Annotated in this window: 29 protein-coding genes; 11 read left to right on the forward strand and 18 right to left on the reverse strand. The window is 73.2% G+C overall.

Annotation, left to right across the window (positions count from 1 at the left end; translation table 11 throughout):
- Positions 1 to 114: 114 nt before the first annotated feature.
- From AC07AL_RS18275 to AC07AL_RS18290, 4 genes are all read left to right on the forward strand, one after another.
- Positions 115 to 711: a PadR family transcriptional regulator gene (locus AC07AL_RS18275; protein ID WP_363580477.1), complete on the forward strand. Its 597-nt coding sequence runs from the start codon at positions 115 to 117 to the stop codon at positions 709 to 711.
- Positions 708 to 1973: an FAD-dependent oxidoreductase gene (locus AC07AL_RS18280; RefSeq protein ID WP_478317797.1), complete on the forward strand. Its 1266-nt coding sequence runs from the start codon at positions 708 to 710 to the stop codon at positions 1971 to 1973. The genes AC07AL_RS18275 and AC07AL_RS18280 overlap by 4 nt, the downstream gene beginning before the upstream one ends.
- Before the next feature lie 161 nt (positions 1974 to 2134).
- The gene (gene pruA / locus AC07AL_RS18285) at positions 2135 to 3763 is read left to right on the forward strand and encodes an L-glutamate gamma-semialdehyde dehydrogenase (protein ID WP_363580481.1); all 1629 of its coding nucleotides are present in this window, start codon (positions 2135 to 2137) and stop codon (positions 3761 to 3763) included.
- A 213-nt stretch (positions 3764 to 3976) separates the two neighbouring features.
- Positions 3977 to 4906 carry a proline dehydrogenase family protein gene (locus AC07AL_RS18290; RefSeq protein ID WP_363580483.1) on the forward strand — a complete coding sequence of 310 codons (930 nt, stop codon included), beginning with the start codon at positions 3977 to 3979 and terminating at the stop codon, positions 4904 to 4906.
- Positions 4907 to 4985: 79 nt separating this feature from the next.
- Here AC07AL_RS18290 and AC07AL_RS18295 read toward each other — a convergent pair whose 3' ends face one another.
- Positions 4986 to 5171, reverse strand: coding sequence for a hypothetical protein (locus AC07AL_RS18295; RefSeq protein WP_363580485.1), 186 nt, complete (start codon positions 5169 to 5171; stop codon positions 4986 to 4988).
- Positions 5172 to 5269: 98 nt separating this feature from the next.
- Between AC07AL_RS18295 and AC07AL_RS18300 the strand changes: the two genes are divergently transcribed.
- Complete coding sequence (locus tag AC07AL_RS18300) at positions 5270 to 5647, forward strand: hypothetical protein (RefSeq protein WP_478317798.1); 378 nt, start codon at positions 5270 to 5272, stop codon at positions 5645 to 5647.
- A gap of 9 nt (positions 5648 to 5656) precedes the next feature.
- On the opposite strand, the gene AC07AL_RS18305 is transcribed toward AC07AL_RS18300, so the two are convergent.
- From AC07AL_RS18305 to AC07AL_RS18320, 4 genes are all read right to left on the reverse strand, one after another.
- Positions 5657 to 6145: a GNAT family N-acetyltransferase gene (locus tag AC07AL_RS18305; protein ID WP_400807481.1), complete on the reverse strand. Its 489-nt coding sequence runs from the start codon at positions 6143 to 6145 to the stop codon at positions 5657 to 5659.
- Between the two features lie 144 nt (positions 6146 to 6289).
- Complete coding sequence (locus AC07AL_RS18310; RefSeq protein ID WP_478317799.1) at positions 6290 to 7252, reverse strand: SGNH/GDSL hydrolase family protein; 963 nt, start codon at positions 7250 to 7252, stop codon at positions 6290 to 6292.
- A gap of 192 nt (positions 7253 to 7444) precedes the next feature.
- Positions 7445 to 8722 carry a TerD family protein gene (locus AC07AL_RS18315; protein ID WP_400807619.1) on the reverse strand — a complete coding sequence of 426 codons (1278 nt, stop codon included), beginning with the start codon at positions 8720 to 8722 and terminating at the stop codon, positions 7445 to 7447.
- Between the two features lie 234 nt (positions 8723 to 8956).
- Positions 8957 to 10294 (reverse strand): hypothetical protein, encoded by a 1338-nt coding sequence (locus AC07AL_RS18320; RefSeq protein ID WP_478317800.1) that lies wholly within the window; start codon positions 10292 to 10294, stop codon positions 8957 to 8959.
- Positions 10295 to 10634: 340 nt separating this feature from the next.
- Here AC07AL_RS18320 and AC07AL_RS18325 point away from each other — a divergent pair, with 340 nt between their 5' ends.
- On the forward strand, positions 10635 to 11135 hold the full coding sequence (locus AC07AL_RS18325) for an SsgA family sporulation/cell division regulator (protein WP_400807484.1): 501 nt from the start codon (positions 10635 to 10637) through the stop codon (positions 11133 to 11135).
- Here the strand turns inward: AC07AL_RS18325 and AC07AL_RS18330 are convergent.
- From AC07AL_RS18330 to AC07AL_RS18340, 3 genes are all read right to left on the reverse strand, one after another.
- Complete coding sequence (locus tag AC07AL_RS18330) at positions 11054 to 12577, reverse strand: GAF domain-containing protein (protein ID WP_400807487.1); 1524 nt, start codon at positions 12575 to 12577, stop codon at positions 11054 to 11056. The genes AC07AL_RS18325 and AC07AL_RS18330 overlap by 82 nt on opposite strands.
- A 307-nt stretch (positions 12578 to 12884) precedes the next feature.
- The gene (locus AC07AL_RS18335) at positions 12885 to 13979 is read right to left on the reverse strand and encodes a M56 family metallopeptidase (RefSeq protein ID WP_363627936.1); all 1095 of its coding nucleotides are present in this window, start codon (positions 13977 to 13979) and stop codon (positions 12885 to 12887) included.
- Positions 13979 to 14434, reverse strand: a complete 456-nt coding sequence (locus tag AC07AL_RS18340; RefSeq protein WP_363580501.1) for a BlaI/MecI/CopY family transcriptional regulator — start codon at positions 14432 to 14434, stop codon at positions 13979 to 13981. The genes AC07AL_RS18335 and AC07AL_RS18340 overlap by 1 nt, the downstream gene beginning before the upstream one ends.
- Before the next feature lie 115 nt (positions 14435 to 14549).
- On the opposite strand from AC07AL_RS18340, the gene AC07AL_RS18345 reads away from it, so the two are divergent.
- From AC07AL_RS18345 to AC07AL_RS18365, 5 genes are all read left to right on the forward strand, one after another.
- Positions 14550 to 15218, forward strand: coding sequence for a DedA family protein (locus AC07AL_RS18345; protein ID WP_363580503.1), 669 nt, complete (start codon positions 14550 to 14552; stop codon positions 15216 to 15218).
- A complete protein-coding gene (locus tag AC07AL_RS18350; RefSeq protein WP_371519329.1) occupies positions 15215 to 15886 on the forward strand; it encodes a phosphatase PAP2 family protein in 672 nt (223 codons plus the stop codon). The genes AC07AL_RS18345 and AC07AL_RS18350 overlap by 4 nt, the downstream gene beginning before the upstream one ends.
- A gap of 221 nt (positions 15887 to 16107) precedes the next feature.
- On the forward strand, positions 16108 to 16623 hold the full coding sequence (locus AC07AL_RS18355; RefSeq protein WP_350880400.1) for a pyridoxamine 5'-phosphate oxidase family protein: 516 nt from the start codon (positions 16108 to 16110) through the stop codon (positions 16621 to 16623).
- A 104-nt stretch (positions 16624 to 16727) separates the two neighbouring features.
- A complete protein-coding gene (locus AC07AL_RS18360) occupies positions 16728 to 17849 on the forward strand; it encodes a TIGR03364 family FAD-dependent oxidoreductase (RefSeq protein ID WP_400807492.1) in 1122 nt (373 codons plus the stop codon).
- 11 nt (positions 17850 to 17860) lie between these two features.
- A complete protein-coding gene (locus AC07AL_RS18365) occupies positions 17861 to 18535 on the forward strand; it encodes a phosphonatase-like hydrolase (protein WP_363627935.1) in 675 nt (224 codons plus the stop codon).
- A 60-nt stretch (positions 18536 to 18595) separates the two neighbouring features.
- Here the strand turns inward: AC07AL_RS18365 and AC07AL_RS18370 are convergent, their stop codons facing one another.
- The 10 genes from AC07AL_RS18370 to AC07AL_RS18415 all read right to left on the reverse strand — a co-directional run bounded on the left by AC07AL_RS18370 (position 18596) and on the right by AC07AL_RS18415 (position 26437).
- A complete protein-coding gene (locus tag AC07AL_RS18370) occupies positions 18596 to 19210 on the reverse strand; it encodes a hypothetical protein (RefSeq protein ID WP_363618644.1) in 615 nt (204 codons plus the stop codon).
- Positions 19211 to 19385: 175 nt separating this feature from the next.
- The gene (locus AC07AL_RS18375) at positions 19386 to 19946 is read right to left on the reverse strand and encodes a hypothetical protein (protein WP_400807494.1); all 561 of its coding nucleotides are present in this window, start codon (positions 19944 to 19946) and stop codon (positions 19386 to 19388) included.
- 20 nt (positions 19947 to 19966) lie between these two features.
- Positions 19967 to 21562: a WXG100-like domain-containing protein gene (locus AC07AL_RS18380; protein ID WP_478317803.1), complete on the reverse strand. Its 1596-nt coding sequence runs from the start codon at positions 21560 to 21562 to the stop codon at positions 19967 to 19969.
- Between the two features lie 30 nt (positions 21563 to 21592).
- Positions 21593 to 21925 carry a WXG100 family type VII secretion target gene (locus tag AC07AL_RS18385; protein WP_400807498.1) on the reverse strand — a complete coding sequence of 111 codons (333 nt, stop codon included), beginning with the start codon at positions 21923 to 21925 and terminating at the stop codon, positions 21593 to 21595.
- Between the two features lie 307 nt (positions 21926 to 22232).
- On the reverse strand, positions 22233 to 23126 hold the full coding sequence (locus AC07AL_RS18390; RefSeq protein ID WP_478317804.1) for a hypothetical protein: 894 nt from the start codon (positions 23124 to 23126) through the stop codon (positions 22233 to 22235).
- A complete protein-coding gene (locus AC07AL_RS18395) occupies positions 23123 to 23794 on the reverse strand; it encodes a hypothetical protein (RefSeq protein WP_400807501.1) in 672 nt (223 codons plus the stop codon). The genes AC07AL_RS18390 and AC07AL_RS18395 overlap by 4 nt, the downstream gene beginning before the upstream one ends.
- Positions 23787 to 25100 (reverse strand): putative T7SS-secreted protein, encoded by a 1314-nt coding sequence (locus AC07AL_RS18400; protein ID WP_478317805.1) that lies wholly within the window; start codon positions 25098 to 25100, stop codon positions 23787 to 23789. The genes AC07AL_RS18395 and AC07AL_RS18400 overlap by 8 nt, the downstream gene beginning before the upstream one ends.
- Positions 25097 to 25393: a hypothetical protein gene (locus AC07AL_RS18405; protein WP_363580523.1), complete on the reverse strand. Its 297-nt coding sequence runs from the start codon at positions 25391 to 25393 to the stop codon at positions 25097 to 25099. The genes AC07AL_RS18400 and AC07AL_RS18405 overlap by 4 nt, the downstream gene beginning before the upstream one ends.
- 134 nt (positions 25394 to 25527) lie before the next feature.
- Entirely contained in the window at positions 25528 to 26016 is a 489-nt protein-coding gene (locus AC07AL_RS18410; protein WP_363580525.1) for a hypothetical protein, read from the reverse strand.
- 100 nt (positions 26017 to 26116) lie between these two features.
- Positions 26117 to 26437 (reverse strand): DMT family transporter, encoded by a 321-nt coding sequence (locus AC07AL_RS18415; protein WP_363618628.1) that lies wholly within the window; start codon positions 26435 to 26437, stop codon positions 26117 to 26119.
- Position 26438 lies beyond the last annotated feature (1 nt).

Genomic DNA, 26438 nt, shown 5'->3' on the forward strand with positions numbered 1-26438 from the left:
CCGTGTGGTTGATTTTAGCCGGGCGGACAGAGTCGTGGCCCGGCTTTCGTAAATAGTTGACTCTGACTATTCGGGATTGGATAGTCAGTACTGACCAAGAGATGAGGACGTCTCGTGGCGAAGCGACGCAAGGTGTCGAACCCGCTGGCCCTCGCGGTCCTGGCCGAACTCGTGGCCGGGCCGATGCACCCGTACGAGATGGGGCGCCGACTCAAGGAGCACGGCAAGGACCGCAACATCAAGTACAACCGCAGCTCGCTGTACATGGTCGTGGAGCAACTGCGGAAGGCCGGGTTCGTCGCCGAACAGGAGACCGTCCGCGACACCCAGCGACCGGAGCGCACCGTCTACGCCGTCACCCCCGAGGGCCGGGCGGAGCTCACCGACTGGATGCGCGAACTCGTCGCCGAACCGCAGCACGAGTACCCCGCGTTCGGGGTCGCGCTGTCGCTGCTCATGGTGGTCCCGCCGGCCGAGGCCGTGGAACTGCTGGAACAGCGGCGGGCCGCGCTGGCCGCCGAGGTGACGGGCATCCGGGCGGCCCTGCGGAAGGCCTCGGACGACGGCGTGGCCTGGATCTTCCTGATCGAGGAGGAGCACCGGGTCGGCGCGCTGGAGGCCGAGGGCCGCTTCGTCGAGCACCTCGTCGGTCGACTCAAGGAGCCGGAGTTCATCCGGACCTGGCACGAGATCTTCGGGAGCCTGGAATGAGTACGAGCAACGGGGAGAAGAGGGCCCTCGTCATCGGCGGCGGGATCGCCGGGCCGGTGACGGCACTGGCCCGGCGCAAGGCCGGCGTCGAAGCCGTCGTCTTCGAGGCCTACGAGTCCTCCGCCGAGGGCATCGGCGGCACCTTCATGATCGCCCCCAACGGGCTCGACGCCCTGGCGACCGTCGGGCTCGGGGCGGAGGTCGGCGCGATCGGGCAGCCGATCGGCCCGATGCTGATCGAGGACGGCCGGGGCGGCGTGCTGGCCGAGTTCGCCGGCCTCCCCGACCTGCCGCCCGGCCGGGTCATGCGCCGCGCCGAACTGTACGAGGTGCTCCAGCGGCGGCTGCGCGAGAGCGGCATCGAAGTCCGGTACGGCAAACGGCTGGTCGGCGCCGAGGAGGGCGCCGACGGCATCACCGCCCGCTTCGCCGACGGCGACACCGCCACCGGCGACCTGCTGATCGGCACCGACGGCACCCGCTCCACCGTCCGCACCCTGATCGACCCGGCCGCACCCGGTGCGCGGTACACCGGCCTGCTCGGCGTCGGCGGCTACAGCCCGCACCGGCTGCCCGGCCGGGCCGGACACGGCGAGACCATGCACTTCGCCAACGGCGCCCGCGCCTTCTTCGGCTACTGGGGGCTGCCGGACGGCGCCGGGACGGCCTGGTTCAGCAACATCCCGCAGCCCGATCAGCTGACCGCCGAGCAGGTCCGCGCCGTCAGCCCGGAGCAGTGGCTGCGCCGGGTCCGCGACCTGCACGCCGACGACCTGCCCGCCCGGGACGTGCTGCGCGAGGCCGCCGCCGACACCGTCGAGGTCTTCCCGCGGCTGGAGATCATGCCGTCCGTCCCGCACTGGTACCGCGGCCGGATGGTGCTGGTCGGCGACTGCGCGCACGCCCCCTCCAACAGCTCCGGCCAGGGCGTCTCGCTGGCCGTCGAGAGCGCCGTCGAACTCGCCCGCTGCCTGCGGGACCTGCCCGACCACACCGCCGCCTTCGCCGCCTACGAGGCGCTGCGCCGGCCCCGGGTCGAGAAGATCGCGGCCGACGCGGCGCGCACCAACAACCAGAAGTCCTCCGGGCCGGTCGGCCGGGCGCTGTTCCGGCTGCTCGCGCCGATCGCGATGCGGACCTTCCTGAGCCCGGAGAAGATGCTCCGCCCGGTGCACGGCCACCGGATCGACTGGGACCGGCCGGTGCTCCCGGTGGCCTCCGGCGCGACGGGCCGGCAACGGCGCGCCGTGACCGCGCCGTGATTGCGCCGTGACCCCTTCGTCGGGCCGGACAACGCCGTACGGGGGAATTTAGCCTTCCGGCCAATCAAGTGGCCCCAGGGGCAGGAATAGCGTTCGTGCTGTGGCCGACGTGCGACCCGCGCCGGCATCCCCCCGCATCAACGAAGGAGAGCGTGCGCTCTATGGACGCTGTGACCCAGGTCCCCGCGCCGGTGAACGAGCCGGTCCACAGCTACGCCCCGGGCAGCCCGGAACGGGCCCGTCTGGAGGCCAAGCTGAAGGAGCTGGGCGGCCAGGAGCCGGTCCAGCTGACCATGACGATCAACGGTGAGCGCCGCATGGGCGGCGGCGCCGAGATCCACGTCGTCCAGCCGCACAACCACGCGGCGAGGCTCGGCACCCTGCGCAACGCCACCCAGGCCGACGCGCAGGAGGCCATCGACACTGCCCTGGCCGCGGCCCCGGCCTGGCAGGCGCTCTCCTTCGACTCCCGCGCCGCGATCTTCCTCAAGGCCGCCGACCTGCTGGCCGGCCCCTGGCGCGAGACCCTGGCCGCCGCCACCATGCTCGGCCAGTCCAAGACCGCCCAGCAGGCCGAGATCGACACGCCCTGCGAGCTGGTCGACTTCCTGCGCTTCAACGTGCACTTCGCCCGCCAGATCATGGCCGAGCAGCCGATCTCCTCGGACGGCGTGTGGAACCGCAGCGACCACCGCCCGCTGGAGGGCTTCGTCTACGCGATCACCCCGTTCAACTTCACCGCGATCGCCGGCAACCTGCCGACCGCGCCCGCGCTGATGGGCAACGTGGTGCTCTGGAAGCCGTCCCCGACCCAGCAGTACTCCGCGCACCTGCTGATGCAGCTGCTGGAGGAGGCCGGCCTGCCCAAGGGCGTCATCAACATGGTGACCGGCGACGGCCTGGACGTCTCCGCCGTGGCGCTCAAGCACCCGGCGCTGGCCGGCATCCACTTCACCGGCTCCACCGCCACCTTCCAGCACCTGTGGCGCTCCGTCGGCGAGAACATCGCCGGCTACCGCACCTACCCGCGGATCGTCGGCGAGACCGGCGGCAAGGACTTCCTGGTCGCCCACCCGTCCGCCGACCCGGCCGTGCTGAAGACCGCGATGACCCGCGGCGCCTTCGAGTTCCAGGGTCAGAAGTGCTCGGCGCTCTCCCGCGCCTACGTCCCGGCCTCGATCTGGGCCGGTCTCAAGGACGAGTTCGCCGCCGAGGTCGAGGGCCTCACCATGGGCGACGTCACCGACCTGGCGAACTTCATGTCCGCCGTCATCGACGACCGTGCCTTCGCCAAGAACAAGGCCGCCATCGACCGCGCCCAGGCCGACCCCGCGGTCGAGGTCCTGGCCGGCGGCACCTACGACGACTCGGTCGGCTACTTCGTCCGCCCGACCGTCCTGGTCTGCGAGGACCCGGCGTCCGAGTACTTCCGCGAGGAGTACTTCGGCCCGATCCTCGCCGTGCACGTCTACCAGGACGACAAGTACGACGAGATGCTGGCCCAGATGGAGTCGGCCTCCGCCTACGGCCTGACCGGCGCGATCATCGCCCAGGACCGCGCGGCCGCCCAGGACGCCATGCACAAGCTGCGCTTCGCGGCCGGCAACTTCTACATCAACGACAAGCCGACCGGCGCCGTCGTCGGCCAGCAGCCCTTCGGCGGCGGCCGGGCCTCCGGCACCAACGACAAGGCCGGTGCCAAGCAGAACCTGGCGCGGTGGACCTCGACCCGCTCGGTCAAGGAGACCTTCGTCCCGCCGACGGACTACCGCTACCCGCACATGGGCTGAGTGCCCCTCCCGACCGTTCCGGTCGCCTGACCGTCCAGGTCACGTGGCCGCGCCGGTCACCTGACCACTCCGGTCGCCTGACCACTCGGTCACCCGCGACGCCCGGCCCCGCAGCCGGGCGTCGCCCGCCGGGGCGGCGGTGTCACATACCCGCCGCCCGCCGCCCCGGCCCCCCTTCTGCCACCCTTAGAAGCACCAGCTCCAGGAGTCACGATGCTCCGTTCCGCCCTTCTCGCGGCCTCCCGGTCGCCGCAGGTCCGCACCGTGGTCGAGAAGTTCCCGCCGACCCACGCGATAGTCGAGCGCTTCGTCGCCGGTGACGTCCTCGACGACGCCGTCACCGCGACCGACGACCTGATCGCCACCGGCCGCAAGGTCACCCTGGACCACCTCGGCGAGGACACCCAGGACGCCGCCCAGGCCGCCGGCACCGCCGAGGCCTACGAGCACCTGCTCAAGGCGCTCAAGGAGACCGGCCTCGCGGCCGGCGCCGAGGTGTCGGTCAAGCTGTCGGCCGTCGGCCAGTTCCTCCCGGTGGACGGCGAGAAGATCGCGCTGGAGAACGCCCGCCGCATCTGCGAGGCCGCCGCCGACGCCGGCACCACGGTGACCCTCGACATGGAGGATCACACCACCACCGACTCCACCCTCGGCATCGCGCGCGAGCTGCGGGCGGACTTCCCCTGGCTGGGCGTCGTGCTCCAGGCCTACCTGCGCCGCACCGAGGCCGACTGTCGCGAGTTCTCCGGCCCCGGCTCGCGCGTGCGCCTGTGCAAGGGCGCCTACAAGGAGCCCGAGTCGGTCGCCTTCCAGGGCAAGCACGAGGTCGACCTCGCGTACGTCCGCGCGCTCAAGGTCCTGATGGCCGGCGAGGGCTACCCGATGATCGCCTCGCACGACCCCAACATGATCAAGATCGCCGGCCAGCTCGCCCAGTGGAACGGCCGCAAGCGCGACTCCTTCGAGTACCAGATGCTGTTCGGCATCCGCCCCGAGGAGCAGCTGCGCCTCGCCGGCGAGGGCAACACCATGCGCGTGTACCTGCCCTACGGCCAGGAGTGGTACGGCTACTTCATGCGCCGCCTCGCCGAGCGCCCGGCCAACCTCACCTTCTTCCTGCGCGCCATGGCCACCCGCGGCTGACCCGCGCGCACCCGCACGACGACGGCCCGCACCCCCGGTGGAAGGGGGGTGCGGGCCGTTTGTCGCGTTCCCGGGACTTCTAGAGGAAGTCCTTGGTGTCCAACTCGAACTCGAACGGGGCGGGGAGGGCGAGCGGTTCGCCGAAGGCTGCCAGGTGCACCTCGGTGTACTCGTCGCGGTGGGGATTGCTGAAGAGGCTGACCTGGGCCCGCTCGCGGTCGATTGGTTGGACGCGCCAACAGAATAGGTGAGCTCGGAGTGGCACGTCGGGTGGATGGATGACGATCACTCAATGGGGTGAGGCGGAACCCCGGATTAGGGTCGAGGCAGCGTGAACTGGGCTTTTGGCGGGAGGAGTTGGGGATGCTGAAGGAGTTCGCGGGGTTGTCGACGTCGTTGGTGGCGGATGCGTGTGTGCGGTTGGGGGTGGGGCTCAGGGCGGCGCCGGTGGGGGTGGCGGCGGTGACGGCGCGGGTCGGGCCGCACCTGGTGAGCGCCGGGGACGTGGTGTTCGGCGACGCGGACGGGGTGCTGTTCGTCCCGGCCGACCGGGCCGGGGAGGTGCTGGATACGGCCGCCGGGATCGCCGGGACCGAGCGCGCGCAGGCCGGGCGGATCGCCTCCGGCGACACGCTGCGCCGGCAGACCGCCTTCGACGAGTACCTGGAGCGCCGCGCCGCCGACCCGTCGTACAGCTTCCGGCAGCACCTGCGGCGGGTCGGCGGGGCGATCGAGGAGTAGCGAACTCCCTTACAGTGCCCGGTGCATGACGTGCAGGCCGACGTAGCCGTCGACGGGGTGGCGGAAGCCTTCGGGGACGGTGCCGACGATGTCGAAGCCGAGGGACCGGTAGAGCTTCACGGCGTGGTGGTTGTTGGCGACCACGGCATTGAACTGCATGGCGCGGTAGCCGTTGGCGCGAGCCCAGTCGAGGGTGTACTCGACCAGGGCCCGCCCGATGCCGCGGCCGTGGTGCGCCGGGTCGACCAGGTAGCTGGCGCTGGCCACGTGCGCGCCGTTGCCGGGGCGGTTACGGGTCATGTTGGCGGTGCCGACGACCGTGCCGGCCTCGTCCACCGCGACCACCGTGCGATGGGGTGCGGCGAGCATCCACCACTCCCGGCCGAGGTCGGAGGAGAGGTCGAGGGGGTAGGGGAACGTCTCACCGGCGGCGATGACGGTGTGGAAGAAGGGCCAGACGGCAGGCCAGTCCTCGGGGGTGGCTTCGCGGATGAGCATCCGCTCAGCATGATCCGCGACGGGAGGGCCTGCCACTGGTTTTCGATCGGTTCTCGATGCGCGGGCGTTTCCGGCGCGGCTGCTTCCGGCGCGGCTGCTTCCGGTTCGGCCGCTTCCGGGTACGGCCGCTTCCGGTGCGGCCGGTCAGTTCAGGACGGCGTCCTCGACCAGGGCGGCCGCGTGGGCCTGGCCCTTGGCGTTGGGGTGCACCAGGGCGTAACGCAGCGGGATGATGCTGGTCAGCACGCCGTCCAGCCAGTGGTCCTGGTCGCACACGCTGTGGCCGGTGGTGGAGGGGTAGAGGTCGACGAAGGTGTCGCCGCGGGCGGCGGTCCGCTGGGCGATGATCGCGTTGAGCGGCTCCAGGATGGCCGTCCGCGCCCAGGCGAGGTCGCCGGTGGTGAAGGTGGCGAACTGCTCCAGGTCGCCGTAGGTGCAGCGGGTGGCGTCCTCGGGGACGAGGTGGGGGTAGCCGACGGCCAGCAGTCGCGCGGACGGGGCCTTGGCGTGCAGGGCGCCGAGCATCTGGTCGAAGTCGCCGCGCAGTTGGTCGAAGCGGTCGGGCAGGCTCGCGTCGAACTTGTCCTTGCAGGGCGTGCCCTGGCCGAGGACCGCGGCGCCGAGTTCGATGCAGCCCTTGAGGATCTCGGCGAAGCCGAGGGTGTTGCCGCCGATCTCGACGGTGATCACGTCGGCGCTCGGGGAGACGGCGTCGATCTGCGACGGGACCGGTGGGAAGGGGGCGCCGGGGTTGGTCCCGAGCGGCGGGAGCGGGCGGCCGGGCGGGGCCTCCTTGGTCTGGTAGACGTCCTTGACGGTGGCGCCGGAACAGCTGGCGTTGCGCAGTTCGACCAGGGGGCCGAGGCCGCGGCGGATCAGCTCGGGGTAGGAGCCGGTGGTGCGGGCGCAGCCGTCGCGGGGTTCGGTCTCGGCGCCGGCGGCCTCGACGAAGCCGGCCGTGTAGGAGTCGCCGAGCGCGGCCCAGGCGAGCGTCCGGACGCGGCCGGACGGCTCGGCGGCGGCCTGGGCGGCGGACGGGGTGATCAGGCCGGCGGTGAGCGCGACGGCGGTGCCGGCGACGGCGAGGCGGGACAGGAAGCGTGGCACGGTCTCTCCCTCAACGAGTGCGCGGGAGAGCGCGATTCACCCCCCTAGAGGTAAATCGAGTCGGCGGGTGGACGACTTGATCCCTCAGGAGGGTGAATTCGCGTGTGCGGCCATGACGTTGGGCCGATCGGCCCTGGGCGTCAGGGCGGTCTCGGTGAGGGGTGGGGCGGAGCGGGGTGGGGGCGAGACGGTTCAGAGCAGGGCGGCGGACGGATCGACCATCGCCCGGGCGGTCTTGGCATCGACGTACTCGCCGAGCGCGGTCATCACCCACTCGCCGGACGACTGCCGGACCAGCTTGCACATCACCACGCCCGTGTGCGGCTCGGAGTGGGTGAGGTCGAAGCGGACCAGCTCCTCCTCCGTCCGGGCGTCCAGCAGGCGGCAGTAGGCGTTCTTGACCTCGGTGAACCGCTGGCCGGAGAAGGAGTTGACGACGAAGACCAGGCCGGTGACCTCGGCCGGCAGGCCGTCCAGATGGACGGTGATCGACTCGTCGTCGCCGGCTCCGCCGCCGGTGAGGTTGTCGCCGGAGTGGGCGATCGCGCCCTTGAAGACGGTCAGCTTCATGAACCAGGCCGTCTCCAGCTTCTTGCGCCGGGCGTCGAAGGCGAGGCAGGAGGCGTCCAGGTCGACGCTGCGGCCGCGGCCGGCGGGCTCCCAGCCGAGCGCCATCCGGACCGAGGAGAGGAACGGGCGGCCGTTCTTCACCAGGGAGACCGAACTGCCCTTGACCAGGTTGACCCGGCCCTTGTCCAGGGTGACCTTGGCGGGGGCGGCCGGGGCCGGCGGGGCGACCGGGGGCACGGGGGGCGCGGGCGGAGTGGCGGCGAGGGCGATCCGCGGGTCGACGGGGGGAGCCGGGTGAGCCGCGGGAGCCGGGGGAGCCGGGGGAGCGGCCGGAGGGGTGGGCGGGGCCGCGGGGGGAGTGGCGGGGGCCGGGGCCTGGGCCTGGGCGGCCGGGGCCGCGGCCGGGGAGTCGTCGACGGAGACGCCGAAGTCGGTGGCGATGCCCGCCAGGCCGTTGGCGTAGCCCTGGCCGACCGCGCGCACCTTCCAGGCGCCGCCGCGCTGGTAGACCTCGACCACGATGAGCGCGGTCTCCTGGCCCAGCTGAGGCGGGGTGAAGGTCACCAGGGCCTGCCCGGTGTCGGCGTCGCGGACGGTGGCGGTCGGCTCCATCCCGGCGAAGGTGGAGGACTGGTCGGCGGGGCTGGCGGTCACCACGATCTTGGTGATGCCGGCCGGGACGGCCAGGGTGTCGACGGTGATCGCGTCCGGCGCTCCGGCGGCGGCCGGGCGGTGGCTGACGCCGGGGCCGTGCGGGGCGTTGAAGAAGACGAAGTCGTCGTCCGAGCGCACCTTTCCGGCGTCGGTCAGCAGCAGGCCGGAGACGTCCAGCGCCTTGGGCGCGGTGACCTCGACAGTCACCCGCGCGGCGGTCAGCGGGGCGTTGCCGCCTTGGGTCAGGACGGTGGACACGGACTCCTCCTCGGATGCGGAACGGCGGCCGGCCGGGGCCGCTGGGACCGCCGGGCCGGGTGCTGCCCACAGTAACGAACGGGCGCGTCGGGATGAGCCCGTCCGGGGCGGTGACCTGTCGGATCGTCGGACGGTACGGCCGGACGACGGGGGTGGGCGGCAGACCCCGGCGAGGTGGCGAGGCTGCGAGGTGGCAAGCCGGCGGGACGGCGCGGCCGGAGGTCAGCGGGGCGTGAAGGCCGTCGGCGTGCCGGGGCGCGGCGGGAGCCCGGGTGCCTCGGGCGCGGCGGGCCGCGGTGTGACCGGCTGCGGCGCGGCCGGCTGTGGTGCGACCGGGCCGAAGGCGCCGAGCGCGGCGACCGCCCGGGGCCGGTCGATGCCGAAGGCGGCGGCGCTCCAGCTCTCCGCCGCGGCGACCTTGCGGACCGGGCCGGACGAAGCGGGCCAACCGGACGGGAGCGAGGGGCCGGACGGGAGGGACGGGCCGGACGGGCCGGTGGGCCCCGGGGGTTCGGCGGCGGGGCGGGTGCCGCGCACGCCGAAGGCGTAGTGGCCGGGCGGGACGTCGATGCCGGCCGGGGTGGTGAAGCGGTAGACGAGGGTGCCGCGCTCCTGTTGGGCGGTGACGACCGCGCCGGGCAGGTCGGTCCAGGCGGCGCCGCTTCCGGGGGCCAACTCGCCCGGGGTGAGGCGGAATTCGGCCTGAAATGCGGTGAGCGGCTCGGTGGCGGTGAGGTCGAGCTGGTGCCGGAGGCCGTCCCGGCCGAGCGGTGTGACCGTGGCGACGCCGGTCAGGGCCTGGTCGGTGCCCGGGTCGGTGTCCGGGTCAGGGGTGTCGGCGGTCGGGCCGTCGGTGCCCGGGGCAACCGCGCCGGGCGGCGGCGGTGCGGGCTGCGCCGGGGCGGCCGGGCGGGGTCCGGGCGCGTGCGGCGTGGTCGGCGAGGGGGAGGGCGAAGAGGGGTCGGCCGGCTGCTCGGCGGCGGGCGCGACGGGCTGGGCCGACGGCGAGGGCGCGGCGGCGTCGGCCGGCGTGGCGGGCTCGCCGGTGCCGGCCGGCCGGGTGCCGGGGCCGTGGTCGGCCATGGGTTCGGCCGCGGCCTGTCCGCCGGCGGGTTCCGGGGGTGCCGACCGGGTGCCGGGCGCGCTGGGCGAGGCAGCTCCGGCGGCCGTGCCCTCCGCCGCCCCCGGGCGGTGCGCCGAGGGGCTCGGTGCGGGCGGTCGGCCGGTGGCCGGGAGGTCGGTGGGGTTCGGCGCGGTGGGGTTCGGCGCGGTCGGGGCCCGGTCGGCGGCGGCCTCGGCCTGGTCGCCCGCGGCGGGGGTGGGCGGCGGGGTGGTGCCGACGCGCGCGACCCCGGCCCGCCGGCCCACGCCCTGCTGCTCGTTGAGCAGGAGGGTGGTGGCGATGCTGATGCCGACGACGGTGGACATCGCCATCGCGGCACCGGAGAAGCGCAGGGTGGGCAGCCGGAACCGGCCGCCGAACGGGCGTGGCCGCCCGTGCCGGCCGTGCCGTTCGGGTTCGTGCCGAACGTCCCGCGCAGTGTCCTCGCGCGCAGCCACCGGACCCCTCCCTCCCCGAAGTCGCCGTCGCGGTCGCGGTATTCTCCCATGCGCTGCCACCGGGCCGGCATCGGCCGCCCGGGGTCGGTCGGCCGGGGTCCGGGTGGGGCCCGCGCCGGGAGGGGGAGAGCGTACCAGCGGCTCGTCGCGGCCTGGACGGTTTTGATCCGTTTCGTGGACACCCGTTCGACAGAAGGAAGTTGACGATCCGTCTGATAAGTCGGTGAGGGCGGCCGGACCCGCCCGGACGGGGATCGATGCAACCTCCTTGCAACCCTTGCCCGCCCGGCCGGAAGTGGCTCAGGCTGAGGTCATCCCACGCCGTCCCGGAGAGACCGTCATGCCGCCCGACCCGCTGTCCGCAGCCTCCAGTGCACCCCTCGCCGCCACCCCCACGGGCGGCGATGGGGACGGCTCCACCGCCGCTCCGGCGGCGGTGGAGGAGGTGCTGATGCTGCGGATCTCGCTGGGCGAGGAGGTGGTCGGCGAGGTGCGCACCCGGTTCCGGTTCGAGGCCGCGCGCCCGTACGAGGTGCTGCTGACCTTCCATCTGGGGCGGCCGGACGAGGCCGACTGGGTGTTCTCGCGCGAGCTGCTGCGCGACGGTCTCCAGGCGCTGAGCGGCCAGGGCGACGTCAAGCTGTGGCCGGCGTACTGCCCGTGCCACGGCTCGACGCTGCACCTGGCGCTCGAATCACCGCACGGCAGCGCCCTGCTGGAGGCCTCCAAGCCCCGGGTGCGGGCGTGGCTGGACCGTACCTACGTGCTGGTCTCCGCCGAGGCGGAGCGCGCCTGCGGCCCGACCGACGCCCAGCTGGCCGCGCTGCTCGCCGGCGGCTGAGGCCCGGTCGGGGCGCCGGCGGGCCCGCGCGGCGGCGGGACGGGCGCCGTACCCGGCAGCCGGACCGTCCCCGTGGCCAGCCCGGCCCGCAGCCGCCGGACGGCCGGGGCCGAGGAGGCCGGCAGCAGGTCGTACGGGTCGTCCGGCCCGTCCACCGTGACCAGCACCGACTCGGCGATGCGGTACGGCCGGTGGGCCAGCAGGCCGCCCAGGTAGCGGCGCAGCCGGGACAGCTCGGCGCGGACCGTCACCGTCCGGCCCGGGTCGCCGAACAGCGCCTCCGCGAGCTGCGCGGCCGTGCTGCCCTCGCGTCCGGTGGCGAGCAGGAGCAGCAGTTCGGCGTGGCGCGGGCTGAGCGGGTGAGACCAGCTGCCGGCCGCGCCCCGGACGGTCAGCTCCGGGCGGTCCTGGCGGCGCAGGTCGAGCCGGAGGCGGGCGCCCTCGGCCTGCTCGGACTGTTCGGCCGTCACCGTGCCGGAGCCGTCCGCCTCGGGTGGCCGGACCGGTCGCACCAGCCAGCCGTCCGCGAGCGGTTCCAGGGCGCACTCGCCGAGGCCCGGCACCCAGTGCACGGCGGCGGTCCCCCAGCCGCCGACCGGCACCCGCAGCCGGCCGGGCGGCGGCAGCCCGGCCGCGGCGGCGGTCCACCCGGCGGAGTCCACCACCAGGGCCGGGCCGGCCACCCGGGCGAGCACCGGCGCGGCCAGGGTGCGCAGTTGGTGCAGCGCCTCCAGCCGGTGGGCGCGCAGCTCGGTCTCGGCGAGCCGGGCGGCGGTGGCGGTGAGCTGCAGCAGGTACGGGCGGACGTTGCGGGCCGGGCCGCTGAGGTTGATCGCGCCGACCAGCCGCCCGGTGCCCGGGTCGTGCACGGGGGCGGCCACGCAGGTCCAGGAGTGGTGGCTGCGCAGGTAGTGCTCGGCGGAGTGGACGTGCATCGGGCGCTGGGCGCGCAGTGCGACGGCGATGCCGTTGGTGCCGACGCTCTCCTCGATCCAGCGGGCGCCGGTGAGGAAGCCGATCCGGTCGGCGCTGCGGCGCAGGGCGCGCTCGCCCTCCTGCCAGAGCACGTGGCCGTCGGCGTCGGCGATGGCGAGGATCAGCGGGCTCTGGCCGACCGGCTGGAGCAGGGTGTCGCGCAGCACCGGCAGGACCGCGTCCAGGCCGCTGGTGCGGCGGCGCTGCTCGATCTCGGCGGGGCCGAGGTGGACGGCGGCGGCACCGGCGTCGGGGTCGAGCCCGAGGCGGCGCAGCCGGGCCCAGGAGTCGCCGATCTCGGGGCGGGGTTCGAGCAGGCCGGGGGAGCCGGGGTCGGGGTAGGGGGGCTGGGCGAGTTCGCGGGCGGCGGCTTCGGCGAGGGTGCGGTCGTGGACCCTGGCCAGCTCGGCCGTGCTCGGCGCGGTGCGGCGTTCTGGTCGTCGGGACTGCCGTCCGGTCTGCCGCACTCGCGTTGCTCCTCGCCGCCGTTCGAGGCCGCGCCGGGGTCGACGCGCTGACGAAAGCGTACGGGGGCGGTGAGTGTCTGGGGACGGGGTCTGCCAACTCGGCATACCGGACGGTATGACCGTGGACATGCCGGGGTGTGATGACTAGCGGGGGTCCTGGTGCGGGCCTGGTGTGAGCCTGACGCGGGCCTGGTGCGAGGCCTGGCACGGGACCTGGTGAGGGCCTTGCGTGGGCCTGGTGCGGGCTCGGTGGATCGTGCCGCGGTCAGCGGTCAGCGGTCAGCGGTCAGCGGTCAGCGGTCAGCGGTCAGCGTTCCGCGCCGGTGCCGCGCTGGGCCGCCTCGACGGTGTGGTGCAGGTCGGCGGTGGCCTCCAGGGAGGCGGCGGTGCTCAGCGCCAGGCAGGCGGCCAGCGCGATCGCGACCGCGCGCAGGCGGGTGCCGGTGGCGGTGGTCGCCGGGCGGGGCTGGAGCAGGGCGGCGACCCGGCGCGGGACCGGCCCGGAGTGGGCGGCGGGGACGAGCCGGGGCCGGGCCGGCCAGGGGGAGCGGCTGGCGGCCAGGGCGGCCCGGCCGACCGCGCGGGCGGTCACGGCGCGGTCGCCGACCCGGGCGGCCGCCACCTCGTCGGCCCAGCGCTCCAGGTGGTACCCGAGGGGCGCGCGGAGCGGCCGCAGCGCCGGGTGGAGGTCGGCGGCGTGCTCGGCGAGGGCGAGGAAGACGTGGTGGCGGGCGGTCAGGTGGGCGCGCTCGTGGGCGAGCAGGGCGGCCCGCTCGGGCCCGGTGAGGATGCGCAGCATGCCGGAGGTGACCACGATCCGGCCGGGCTCGCCGGGCCGGCCGGGGAGGGGCAGGCGCCCCGGCAGGGCGAAGGCGTCGGCGCGCTCGTCGTCGAGGACGGCGAGCGGGTGCTCGCTCGGCTGGAGCAGGGCGCGGGCGCCGGCCAGGACGGCCTGCGGGGTGCGTGCCCGGCGCATGGTGACGTGCCCGGGGCGTGTGTCCGGATGCCGGCCCTCGGTCGGCGTGGGGCAGTCCGGCGCGGGGCAGGCCGGGAGGGCGGCCCGGGCCTCGCGCAGTTCCAGCCGGTGGCGGCGGGCGGTGCGGACGGCCCGGGCGGTCAGCGCGGCGAGCACCAGACCGGCCGCGGCGGCCGCCACCGGCGCGTCGGGTGCGGCGGCGGTGAGCCAGGGCAGCGACAGGTGGCCGATCGCGGCGACCGGCGGTAGCTGGAGCAGCCCGGCGGCGGCGAGCAGGCCGAGCGAGCAGAGGGTGCCGCCGGCCAGCACGGCGGACGTCCCGGCGAGCATCCAGGCGGCGGCCCGGGGCGGCAGCGCGTCGGCGAGGCGGCGGGCCAGCGGGGCGGCCAGGAACGGCAGCAGCAGCGGGGCCCAGACGGCGATCATCACGATCCGGCCGCCCCGGGGGTGCCGTGGCCGGAGGTGCGGTGGCCGGGGGCGGGGGCGATGCCCGGGGTGGAGTCGAGACCCGGGGCGCCGTCGCCGAGCAGGTCGCGCAGCAGCTGCTCGTCCTCGGCGGAGAGGTCGGAGACGAAGCGGGCGAGCACGGTGGAGCGGTCGGCCTCGCGGCCGAGCTCGGTGTGCATCCGGCGGGCGGCGAGGCCCGCGGTGTCCTGGACGGTCGGGGTGTACGCGTAGGCGCGGCCGGCCCGGGTGCGCTCCACGGTGCCCTTGTCGTGGAGGCGGGCGAGGATCGTGGCGATGGTGGTGCGGGCGAGGTCCCCGCCGAGTGCCGACTGGACGTCCTGCGGGGTCATCGGCTGCCGGGCCGACCAGAGCGCGGCCAGCACCTCGGCCTCCAGCTCCCCGGCGGGCCGGCGGGCGGACGGTACGTCGGACATGGCGGCGCTTCCTCCAGGTTTCGTCTACAGTCATGTAGACCGTCTACGTCACTGTAGACGGTCGGGGCGGGTTCCGCTGTGAACCGCCCCCCAACGTACGGGAGGTCCGCCAGCCTTGCTTCAGTTCCTCGCCGATCCGGCCGCTCACCTCGCGGTGAACCCGCTGGACGCGTCCTCGCTGCTCGCCGCCTTCGGCGCACTCGGCATCGCCGTCGTGCTCTTCGCCGAGACCGGCCTGCTGGTGGGCTTCTTCCTGCCCGGAGACTCGCTGCTGTTCACCGCGGGGCTGCTGTGCGTGCCCGGCGCCACCAGGGGCCCGCAGCTGGAGCTCTACCAGGTGCTGCCCGCCGCCCTGGTCGGCGCGCTGGCAGGCGCCCAGGTCGGCTACCTGATCGGCAAGCGCGGCGGCCGCGCGCTGCTGCGCCGCACCGAGCGCAAGAGCCTGCTGGAGGGCGTCGAGCGGGCCGAGGAACTGCTGGGCAAGTACGGCCACGGCAAGGCGATCGTGCTCGCCCGCTTCATCCCGGTGGTCCGAACGGTGCTGAACCCGCTCTGCGGCGTGCTCGAAGTGCCGGCCCGCTCGTTCACGTTCTGGCAGGTGACCGGCGGCGCCGTCTGGACCGTCGGCGTCGTGCTCGCCGGGTACGGGCTCGGATCGTCGATCCCCAGCATCGACAGATATCTGCTCCCGATCATCGGTCTGGTAGTAGTTGTCTCCGTGCTCCCCATTGTTCTCGAACTGTTCCGCGCCCGTAAGGCGCACCGTCACGGAGGTGACAAGTGACGTCTTCCCGGGCTCTCGCCGTCTACGACGGCAGCGGCATCGACGGCAGCCTCTACACCCGGGTGAACGGGTGGGCGCAAGCCGCCCCGCACTGGCTCGACGAGCTGATCAAGGTCTGGTCGGCGCTCGGCCTCGGCCTGTTCGCGGTCTTCATGCTCTACGCCTGGTGGCGGGCGCGCGGCGCCGACTCGGCCGTGATGGCCAAGGTGCTCGCCTCGCCGGTGATCGTCGTCGTCGCGTACGGCGTCAACTCGGTGCTCAAGGGCATGGTCGAAGAAGTCCGGCCGTGCGCCCAGATCCCCGGCAGCGTCTCGCTGGAGACCTGCCCCGGCGCCGGTGACTGGTCCTTCCCCAGCAACCACACTGTGATCGCCTTCGCCGCCGCCACCGCACTCTGGTTCGCCGACCGGCGGCTCGGCTGGATCGCCGGGATCTTCGCGGTGCTGATGGGCGCCTCCCGGGTCTGGGTCGGCGTGCACTACCCGCACGACGTGGCCGTCGGCGCGCTGGTCGGCCTCCTGGTCGCGGTGGTGCTGGCGCCGCTCGCCGGCCGCTGCGGGCCGCTGGTGGACCGGATGCGGACGGGTGCGCTGCGCCCGCTGCTCGGCCCGGGCGCGGTGCCGGTGACGGCCGGCCGCCACGCCGCGTACGGGACGCGGCAGCACTGAACGGCGGGTGCCGACGGCACTGTTGGCGGGTGTCGGCGGCACTGGCGGCGAGACCCGACAGCGCTGATTCCGTAGCCTCCCCGTAGCCCGTCCGACCCTTGTCTGGCCGGGGTGGCGGGTAGAGCATGTGAGCCGGGCGTGGGGCCCCTTCGCGGGGAACCCGCCCGGCTCAGTCGTGCCGGGGCGCGGGAGCGCCGGGCGTGCCAGCGGAGGGAGTGCCAATGCCGTACCGACTCGACATCACGCAGGGGGACTGGCCGGGCGAGTCGCCGCACAAGGGCGTCGAGGGCCTGCTCGCCGAGGCCATGGTGCTCACCCTCGCCACCGCCGGCCACGAGCACGGCCCGCACGCCAACCTGGCCTTCTTCGCGTACGACGACGACCTCGTCCTGTACTTCGTCAGCGAGCGCTCCACCCGGCACAGCCACCACCTCGCCGAGGAGGCCCGGGCCGCCGCCACCGTCTTCCTGCCGCCGCCGGTCTTCGGCGAGCAGCTGCGCGGCCTGCAACTGGCCGGCGGCGCGAGCGAGGCCTGGGGGCGGCAGGCCGAGGCGGCGCTGGCCGCCTACCAGGGGCGGTACCCGTCCTTCGCACAGGACGAGCAGGTGCGGCGGCAGTTCCTCACCGGGGGCGGGGCGGCGGCGCTGTACCGGTTCCAGGTGGAGGAGCTGACGGCGGTGGACGAGCCGAACTTCGGGCGGCGCAACTACCTGCGGGCGCGGGTGCTGCGGCCGTAGGCCCTGTCCGGTCCCCAGGGTTGTCTGTACAACTTTTCGGGTGATTCATCTGCGGGACGCTGCCGGGACGCCCCCAGGACACCTGGGCGCACCAGCCTGGCCGCATGAGAGTCATCGTCGTAGGAGCAGGCGTGCTCGGCACCATGCACGCCTGGCAGGCCGTCGAACGCGGCCACGAGGTCGTCCACCTGGAGCGCGAGACCGAGGCGCGCGGCGCCTCGGTGCGCAACTTCGGCCTGGTCTGGGTCAGCGGCCGCGCGCAGGGCGAGGAACTGGACACCGCGCTGCGCGCCCGCGAACTGTGGGAAGGCATCGGCGCCCGGGTCCCCGACCTCGGCTTCCGCGCCAACGGATCGCTCACCGCGATCCGCACCCAGGCCGAACTCGCCGTCGCCGAACAGGCACTCACCCTGCCCGACGCCGCCGCCCGCGGCTACCGGCTGCTCGACGCCGACCAGACCAGGGCCGCCAACCCCGCCCTGCGCGGCGAACTCCTCGGCGCCCTGTGGTGCGAGCGCGACGCCGCCGTCGAACCCCGCACCGCCCAGCCCGCGCTGCGCGCCGCCCTCCAGACCACCGGCCGCTACACCTTCCTGCCCGGCCGCGAGGTCCGCGACGTGATCGGCGAGAACGCCGTCCGCGACGACCACGGCGACATCCACACCGGTGACCTCGTCATCCTCTGCACCGGCGCCTGGCTCGGCGGCCTCGTCCGCGAACTCGCCCCCTCGCTGCCCGTACGCAGGGTCCGGCTGCAGATGATGCAGACCGACCCGCTCGGCGAGACCCTCACCACCTCCGTCGCCGACGGCGACAGCTTCCGCTACTACCCGGCCTTCGCCGGCACCGCCCTGGACCGCCTCCGCGACACCCAGCCGCAGCCCGACGTCGCCGCCGAACACAAGATGCAGCTGCTCATGGTCCAGCGGCGCGACGGCGGCCTCACCATCGGCGACACCCACGAGTACGACCAGCCGTTCGGCTTCGACGTCGTCGAGGACCCGTACGACCACCTGGTCGCCGTGGCCGAGGACCTGCTCGGCCGCCCCCTGCCGCGCGTCCGCCGCCGCTGGGCCGGGGTGTACGCGCAGTGCGTCGACACCACCCGGGTCGTTCACCGCGAACGACTCCGCGACGGCGTCTGGCTCGTCACCGGCCCCGGCGGCCGCGGCATGACCTGCTCCCCGGCCATCGCCGAAACCACCGCCGAACTCGCAAACCTGTAAGGGTAGTTGACATGTCCTTTGATATCCGCCTGGTCGTCCTCGACATGGCCGGCACCACCGTGGCCGACGACGGCCTCGTCGAACAGGCCTTCACCGCCGCCGCCCGGACGCTCGGCGTCGAGGCCGGCAGTCCGGGCTTCGGCCCCATGCTGGAACACGTCCGCGCCACCATGGGCGAATCCAAGATCTCCGTCTTCCGGCACCTCTTCGGGGACGAGGACAAGGCCCAGCGGGCCAACACCGCCTTCGAGGCCGCCTACCACGACCTCGTCGATGCCGGGCACTGCGCCGCCCTGCCCGGCGCCGCCGAAGCCATCGCCGAACTGCGCGGCCAGGGCCGGAAGGTCGCCCTCACCACCGGCTTCTCCCGGGCCACCCAGGACCGCATCCTCACCGCCCTCGGCTGGCAGTCCGTCGCCGACCTCACCCTCAGCCCCGCCGAGGCCGGCCGCGGCCGCCCCTACCCGGACCTCGCGCTCACCGCGCTGCTGCGGACCGGAGTCGAGTCGGTGCGGCAGATCGCCGTCGCCGGCGACACCGGCTACGACATGCTGACCGGCGTACGGGCCGGGGCGTCCGTCGTCGCCGGCGTGCTCACCGGCGCCCACGACGAGGCCCGGCTGCGCGCCGACGGGGCGACGCACGTGCTGGGCTCGGTCGCGGAACTGCCGGCTCTGCTGGGCTGATCGATCCTTTTCCCGGAGCAGGAAGTCGGCCCGGCCGACTTCCTGCTCCCCGGGGTCGGATCAGGACACCTGCCCGGCCGCTCCGCCGCCTCGCCGCCGGGCCGACTCGCGGCACAGCCAGGTGACGGCGAGCATCAGGGCGGCCGTCAGCCCGACGGCGAGCCCGAGATCCCGGGGAAGGCTGATGTCCCCCGGGCGCTGCGGGTCGGCGCGGCCGGCCGGATCGAAACGGACCGTCACCCGGTCACCGACCGCGAGCGCGCGCAGCCCCGTCGACAACTCGCCGCCGGGCAACGCGGTGCCGTCCTCGGCCGCGAGGTCGTACATCGAGGACGGGTGCTTCCCGGCGAGGCGGTCCGTCTCCCCGGTGACCCGGGCCGTCACCGTCTCGCCGGACAGCCGCAGGATCACGTCGTCCCGCGCCATGGCCACGGCCCCCGTCGCCACGCCCGCGAGGACGACGGCGAACAGCGCCACCCAACAGCCCACCCACCGCCCCAGCAGCCGCACCAAACCCACCACCCAGGCCACCACCAGCACCAGCCCGAGCAGCGACGCGGCAGCCCCACCGAGGTAGGTGCCCGCGAGCACCAGCCCGAACGTCCCCACGGGGACGCCCAGGATCAGGACAGTGCTCAGCGCGGTGGCCCGGCTGCGGTCCCTGGTCGTACCCATGACTCTCCCCGCGTGCGTCCGATCGGGCTGGAAGAGTACGACGCGTCCCCTCGCCCCCGGACACGGGGGCTGGTCGGGCGGGAGGGGGAACTTCCTCGGCACCGAGGAAGCGGCAGGCGTGGGCCTTCGTCAGGCATGGCGCAGGGCCGCGAGCACGCGGAGCCGCTCGTAGCGCTCAGCTGTTGTCCACCGGGTGTCCGGTGCGGGCCGCCAGCGCTCGGAACTCGGCCCAGGACTGCGCATCCAGGTCGTCGAGGAGGCCGTCGTCGAGTTCGACGACGGGCTCCGGCGACAGGTGGGCGCGCCAGTTGCCACGCTTCACCATCAGCATGCCGAAGTCGAGGAAGCCGTTGGCGAACGAGAAACCGGCGCCGCCGCGCTCGTAGACCCGGATCAGTGGCTCGAAGGGATCGGGCAGCGGATGCAGCACCGGCCCGGGGGTGTCACCCAGGGCGGCCCACTGGACGGCGGCCGCCGAGCACTCGATCGCGTGCCACGAACCGGAGGCGTCCTCCACGAAATCCTCGATGTCGGAGACCACCGCCGGGTCGGCCCGCACGGACGGCGCCACAATCGCCGCGAGATCGAAGAAAGGCCATTCTTCGGTTTCCCCGTAGGCATCGAGCCAGAGCGCGGCCCGTCGGAAGTACTCCTTCATGAGCGCCGCGCGAGAAAAGGCCTTCCGTTCCCCCTCCCGATAGGCCGTCCACTGGATGGCTTTGAGGCGGTCGACCATCAACTGAACATTTTCCGTGCTCACTTGAGATCATAACCTTTCTCGCGGAGTTGGGATTTAATGGCATCGACTACGATATCAAGGTTCGAGAGGTCTTCGGCTACAGCCCCGGTGGGCGCCTTGAGTCCGTAGAGCTTCCAGTGGTCGAGTGATCCGTCCGCCGACACTTCTCCCTCGTGATAGCTCCGCGGTGCCAGATTGTGTGCGCCGAAATGCTCGGGGTGGACAATTGGCGCGCCCTCCGAGTTCCATGCGTCCGGATGGCTGGAAAGATAGGGGAGGCCGGCTTCGAGAAGCTTGGCCTCGACATACTCGTGGGCGAGCGTTCCACGCAGCGGTGGAATGCTGCCCGGTTTTATGAAACCGTTGACGGCGGCGTTCCAGGGTGTGGAGACCGCCGGGTCCGGTTCGAAATGGACGTTCTTCAGGACATTGTGTGCGCCCGGTCCCACCGGGACGTCATGCCGGTTGATCATGAGGTTGTCCTTGGCGACCTGGACGATCCGCGGATCGACACCGGTTTCCTTGGCGACCTCGATCACATCGTCCGTCCTGGTGCGGTAGTCCTCGTAGCGCTGCACGGCCCTCTTGTTCGGTGTACCGGTCGGGTCGATCGCGTACGGGGTTCCCGACTCGGAGAGCCAGGGTTCTGGGCGGGCGCCAAGTCCGCCCTCCCAGCCGTTCGCGTCGGCCCCGGTGAAACCGGGGCGGCGCTTCGGGGTGCTGCTCCCGGGAGCCGCCGCGCTGCCGATGGCGCCGAGGATGAGGTCGAGGGGCATGACCGGGCCGGTTTTGAAGGTGGCGTCGTAGCCGTAGGTGAGGCCGGCGCCGGTGAGCATGCGGCCGGGGAGGGTATCGGCGGCGCCCGCGGCCTTGGCGAGGCCGGCGAGGGCGACGGAGGCGTTCTCGGCGCCCTCGGCGGTGTTGGCGACGACGCGGCCGCCGGCGCCGAGGCCGCCTCCGGCGCCGCCCATCACGCCGCCGGTCTCGGCGGAGTCGACGGCCTCCTGGAGGCTGTAGCCGCCGTCGTCGAGGAACTCGACGCGGATCGGCTGGGCGACGGCGAGGTCGACGGCGATGGCCTCGACGGCGCCGAAGACGACGCCGGTGAGGATGGTGGCGGCGATGGTGGCGATGGCTTCGGAGACGGCGACGCCGAGGCTCGCGGCGGTGGCGATGATGCCCGCGGCGGCGGTGCCGGCGGCGGCTTCGGAGATGCCGGCGGTGAAGATGGCGAGGGCGGTGCCGGCGACCAGGGTCGCGCCGACGATCGCGGCCTCCTCCTTCAGCTTCTTGAGCGCCTTGTCGACCTCGTCGGCGAAGGCGCGCAGGGCCTTGGCGAGGTTGCGGCAGGCGGCGGCGACATCGGGGAGCCAGCCCTTGCCCTTGCCTCCGTAGTACTGGCCCCAGAACTTGCCGAAGGCGTCGATGGCGGGGCCGTGGTTGTTGGCGACGATGGCGGCGGCGGCCTGGTGGGTGGGCGCGGTGACGTTGTCGATGGCGGTGGCCATCGTGTCCCAGGCGGCGGCGACCGTGCGGAGCTGGTCCGGGTCGGCGTCGGGCCACCACAGGCCGGTGACCTTGCGGACGATCTTCTCGGCCGCGGACTCACCCACGCGCCGGCTCCCTCCGCGGTGGGCGGCCGATCACGGCGTCAGGTCCTTGTGGACGTGGTTGTCGGCGTCGGTGTGGTTGTCGGCGTGGGCGTTCAGCCCGTCGTGAATGCTGGTGAGGCCTTTGACCAGGGTGTCCAGCGCGGAGAGCACGTGGTCGTGCGGGCCGTTGTAGGCCTGGGCGAACTCCTTGCCCTGCTTGTCGTCGCCCCACGGGCTGCCGGCGTCGGCGAGGCTGTGCCTGAGCGTGTCGAGGGCGTCCTTGAGTGCCCTGCTCTGAGCCTGGAAGGTCGGCGCGGCCGCCTTCAGGTCCCCCGGCCGGATCTTGAACTCCGGGCCGCCGGCTTTCGGTCCATCATCCGCCATGGCGTCATCCCCCGTACTGTCCGTGTGTCATGAGCAGCGAGGAGTGAGATGCCCGTTCGGAGCGACAGGGTTGCCGATACTTCGTGTGACGGGCGTCACGCCGTGGCGGGCTGGTCGGCTCGGCCGCGCGTCACCGGACGGTGATCACGTCGCCGGGCTTGAGCCGGGCGGAACTCTGTTCCAGGCCCCCGCCGGGGACCTCGTCGGCCAACTCGGCCCTGTGTGCCCCGGCCGAACCGGGCGGTCATCGTCCGAATGCCTTCCGTGCCGTCCCGACTCCTTCCGCCGGCGCGTGCCGGGTCGTCGGTCAGAGGAACAGGGCGAGCGCGGTGAAGACGAGACCGACCGCGAGGAGGACCAGGCCCTGGGGTTGCTTCCGGTCCTCGTCGCGAACGAGCGAGCCGAAGGCCGCCAACCCGGCGAGGGGATAGGGGATCGCGACCATCAGGGCCAAGCCGAGACGGTTCTGGACGAGCAGGAAGCACAGGAGCCAGGGCACCGAGACCGCCGTCGCCGCCGCGGTGAGCGGCAGCCCGTCGAGTCGGCGCATGCGCTCGCGCCACGGTCCGGCCGGGCGTGGGTCCCGGGGCGGCTTGCTGCTGTCGTAGGCGAACCACAGCAGGAACAGGGCGATGACCGCGTTGATTCCGATCGCGCTCCACAGGGATGCCGGGGAATCGGCCTCCCCGGGCAGCTTGGGGGCGACCCGGCCGGCCGGGTCCATCCGGACGGTGACGTGGTCGCCGGGGTTGAAGCGCCGACTGTCCGGCTCCAGGGGTCCGCCGGGGACCTTCTCGCCCTGCGTGGAGAGGTCGTACGTCCGCTTCGTGCCGTGGATCGACTTGTCGACGTGCTCGGCGATGACCACCGCCTTGACGTCCCGCCCCGAACCCAGCAGCTGGTTGTGCCAGGCGTCGGCGCCCGCACCGGTGGCGATGAGGACGGCGAAGAAGACGAGGACCAGCCCGGCGCTGACGTCCTTGCCATCGGGGTCGTTCCCCGGTCCTCCGAGCTTCGCCAGTCCGACGCCCGTCGCGACCATGTAGAGCGCACCCAGGCCGAAAGCCAGGAGGGTGCCGACGTACACGAACGCGAGGACGGTGCCGACGGACAGGCAGGTCAGGACGGCGACCAGGACGGCGCCACGGCGGAGCCAGCGCGCCTTGCTTCCCGTCTCCGGGGCGGACTGGGTGAGTGTCACCCGAAGGCCTTTCGGATGGTGTCCCGCCGCTCCGGCGACAGGGCGTTCTGTGCTTCGTCGAGCGGAGGGTAGAAGGAGATCCCACTGATGGCGGCGCCCACCAGGACCGACCACCCGTCCCAGTAGTCCAGGTGCTGGGTGGTGAAGACGACGGCGAGCACGTGAGGGCTCCACGGATGAGGGAACAGGGCTTCCAGCTGGCGGACGGTGACGACGCCCGATCCCGGCAGGCCGTAGACCGCCCCGGACACGGGTACGGCCAGGTCGCGGACGGTCACGGTGGCACGGCCGAGCCGGAAGTCGAGGACGTCGACGTCGGCGTCCGGCCAGGCGGCCGCGAGCTCCTCGGCGACGCGCTGGGGGTAGGTGCCCGGGGCGCCTTGCTCCTGCTCGCGGAGGAACAGGCTGAACATGCCCTGGACGATCGTGCCTTCCTCGGTCTGTACCAGGCAGTTGGAGACGTGGACCGCACCCTCGCGCAGCTGCGCCTGGAGGGCGAGCTCGGCAGAGACAGTGATACCGAGCTTCTGTTCCGGACCGGCATCGGTGAGCGCGTCGAGTCCGTCCACGATCCGACTCATGCGGTCGCCCGGATCCTCGGACAGGTCGATGCTCGTGAACCCTTCGGGCAGGGAGAGCCAGAACGACGGGGCGGTCGTGTCAGCCATGGCCGACTCCCCACACACCGGTGACGATCGCACTGCCGCCACCGAGCAGTCCGGCTACGATCCGGCTCTTGCCGCTGCCGCCGATGGCGGATCCGGCACCGTTGAGCGCCGTCCCGCCTCCGGTGGTGTAGTTCACCGCGGCGCTCAGCCCCGGGCTCGGGTTGTCCTGGGTGAGGCCCCAGGCGGTAGGGGCCGTCAGCGCGACGCCACTGGCTGCCTGCACGCCGTCGGAGACGTTCATCGCAGCGGCCTTGGATAGCCCGAGTTTGATGGCGGGCTTCTCGATCGCCGTCGTGAAGATCGGGCTGGCCGGGTCCATTGCCCTGGCGGCGGTGCGGATCTCGGTGGCGCCGGCGCTCACGGCCTTGACCCCGGTGCCGGCCGCGCGGGCACCCCTGAACGCGGTGATTCCGCCTTTGAGGAGGGCTCCTCCGGGGAGCGCCCCGAGGAGATCACCGGCCAGGGTGAGGTCGTTGCCGAGGTTCGCCATGCTGGTCGGCATCAGTCCCTTGATGCCGTACTGCTTCACGTGAGCGCCTGCCGCGGCGGCGCTCAGCAGGAGGGCCGGTAGCGCGAAGGCGGGGAAGAAGATCGCCGCGACGCCGCAGATGCCGGCGGCCACGGTGAGCATGTCGGCGCCGTGGTTCTTGAGCCAGTTGCCGACCTTGCTGAGCCAGCCGGGCTCCGGCGGCGCCTTGCTGTCGGCGGCCTTGCGGATGGCGGCCGCGGTCTTGTGGGCGTCGGACTTGTGGCCCCCGGCGAGTTCGTGGGCCTGGTTCTGGAGCTGGGTGAGGTCGCTCGCGGCGCTGGAGACCAGTTTGGCGGCCGCGTCCAGGTGGTCCTTCGCCTTGGTGTAGCGCTGTTCGGCGGCGGCGAGGCCGGCGTCGTCGGGGAAGGTCTGGCCGGCGAGCTTGAGGTCGGGGGCGGCGGCCGCGGCGGTGTGCGCCTGTTCGGCCTGCTCCTTCTGCTGCTTGGCGGCGACCGCGGAGCGGGCCAACTCGGCGGCCTTGGGCTGGTGTTCGGTCAGCGCCTGGTACCAGACGTCGAGGGCCTGGTAGGCGGCGGTGATCGAGTCGGCGGCGTCCTGGAGGTACGCGGGGAGCTTGCCGAACTGGCCGGCGAAGGCCTTGGCGGCCTCGCCGGTCCACTGGCCCTGGTTGGCGGAGAGCTGCGAGAGCGTGGTGTGGACGTCGGTCAGGTGCTGGCCGACCCGGCGCAGGCTTCCGCTGAGGCCGGTGACGGCGGCGGTGTCGCCGGGGGTCGGGTTGAAGCCGAGGCCGGACCAGTCGGGCGTGGGGTCGGTCATGAGCGCCCCTGGGGGGTGAGGGCCTTGGTGGTGTCCTGTTCGGTGCTGTCGTAGCCCTGTTGCACCTTCTCCAGGCCGTCGTCAAGGATCTTGACGCATTCGCGGACCTTCTTCAGTCCGTACTCCCACGTGCCCTGGAAGTGTCCGCAGGCCTCGTCGAGGAAGTCGTAGCCCAGTCCGCTGCGACTCGCTTCCTTGAGCGCCTTGAGTCCCTGGTCGAGTTCGTCGCCGCAGCCTTTGAGGTCCTTGGCCAGCTTGGCGAGGAACTCGGTGCTGACCGTGAAGTCGGCCACTGCTCCCCCGATGTGTCGATGGCGTGACCGGCCGAGCATAGCCGCAGTCGGTGCGCGGGCGATCTGTTGTGACGGGTGCTTCACGGTGCGATGACGGGACCTTGACGATGCGCCGGCGCGCGGCGGCGTCGGGGTCAGCGTCGCCAGAAGCCGCGCTTCTTCGGGGTGACGAGCTTCGCCACCGCGGCGACGAACAGTTCGGCGACGGGGGAGGGGCCCTCGCCGTGGTTGAGGTGGCCTTCGGACGACCACTCGCCGAGGACGGTGCCGGGGCTGCTGTCGAAGGGGTTGAGCGCGTGCTCCAGGGTCACGTAGCGGACGGTCTTGGTGCCCTGGGGGTGGACGGCGGCGACGAAGTGGGCCTCGGTGGCGCTGGTCGGGGTGGGGAGGGTGACGAGCAGCAGGGGGTGGCCGTCGGCCCGCAGGTGCTGGCAGTCCAGACCGTGGCTGGGCAGCCGGTCCTCGGGCGGGAGGGTCTGGCCGAGGTTGTCCCAGATACCGGTGAGGACGGGCAGGAGGCTGCCGCCGGCGTCCGGGACGGTCAGCCGGGGGCCGAATTCGAGGACCTGGCGGGCGAGCTCGCGGTGGACGAAGCGGTAGTGGTGGGGTCGTGGGTCGCTCATGGGGCCCACGGTAGCGAACCACTCGGAGCGGGCGGTCGGCACATCCGACTTCCCGCTCCGAAAGGGTAGTTGACCAGCGCCGCGGGCGGGGGGCGGCCCGTCAGTGACTGTTCTTGAGGTTGAGCACGACCACTCCGACGATCACCAGGGCGATCCCCAGCCACTGGAGGCGTCCCAGCGATTCGCCGAAGGCGACCACGCCTATTCCGGCGACCGCCGCCGTCCCGGCCCCGGACCAGACGGCGTAGGCGACCGAGACCGGGATGTGCTTGAGCGCGCGCCCGAGCAGCACGAAGGACAGCACGTAGCCGACCGCCACCCCCACGCTCGGCCAGAGGCGGGTGAACCCCTCGGTGAGCTTGAGGCAGCTGGTCGCGCAGACCTCGCTCAGGATGGCGAGGGAGAGCAGGAGATAGGGCATG

The organism is Kitasatospora sp. NPDC043949 (genome assembly GCF_056435365.1).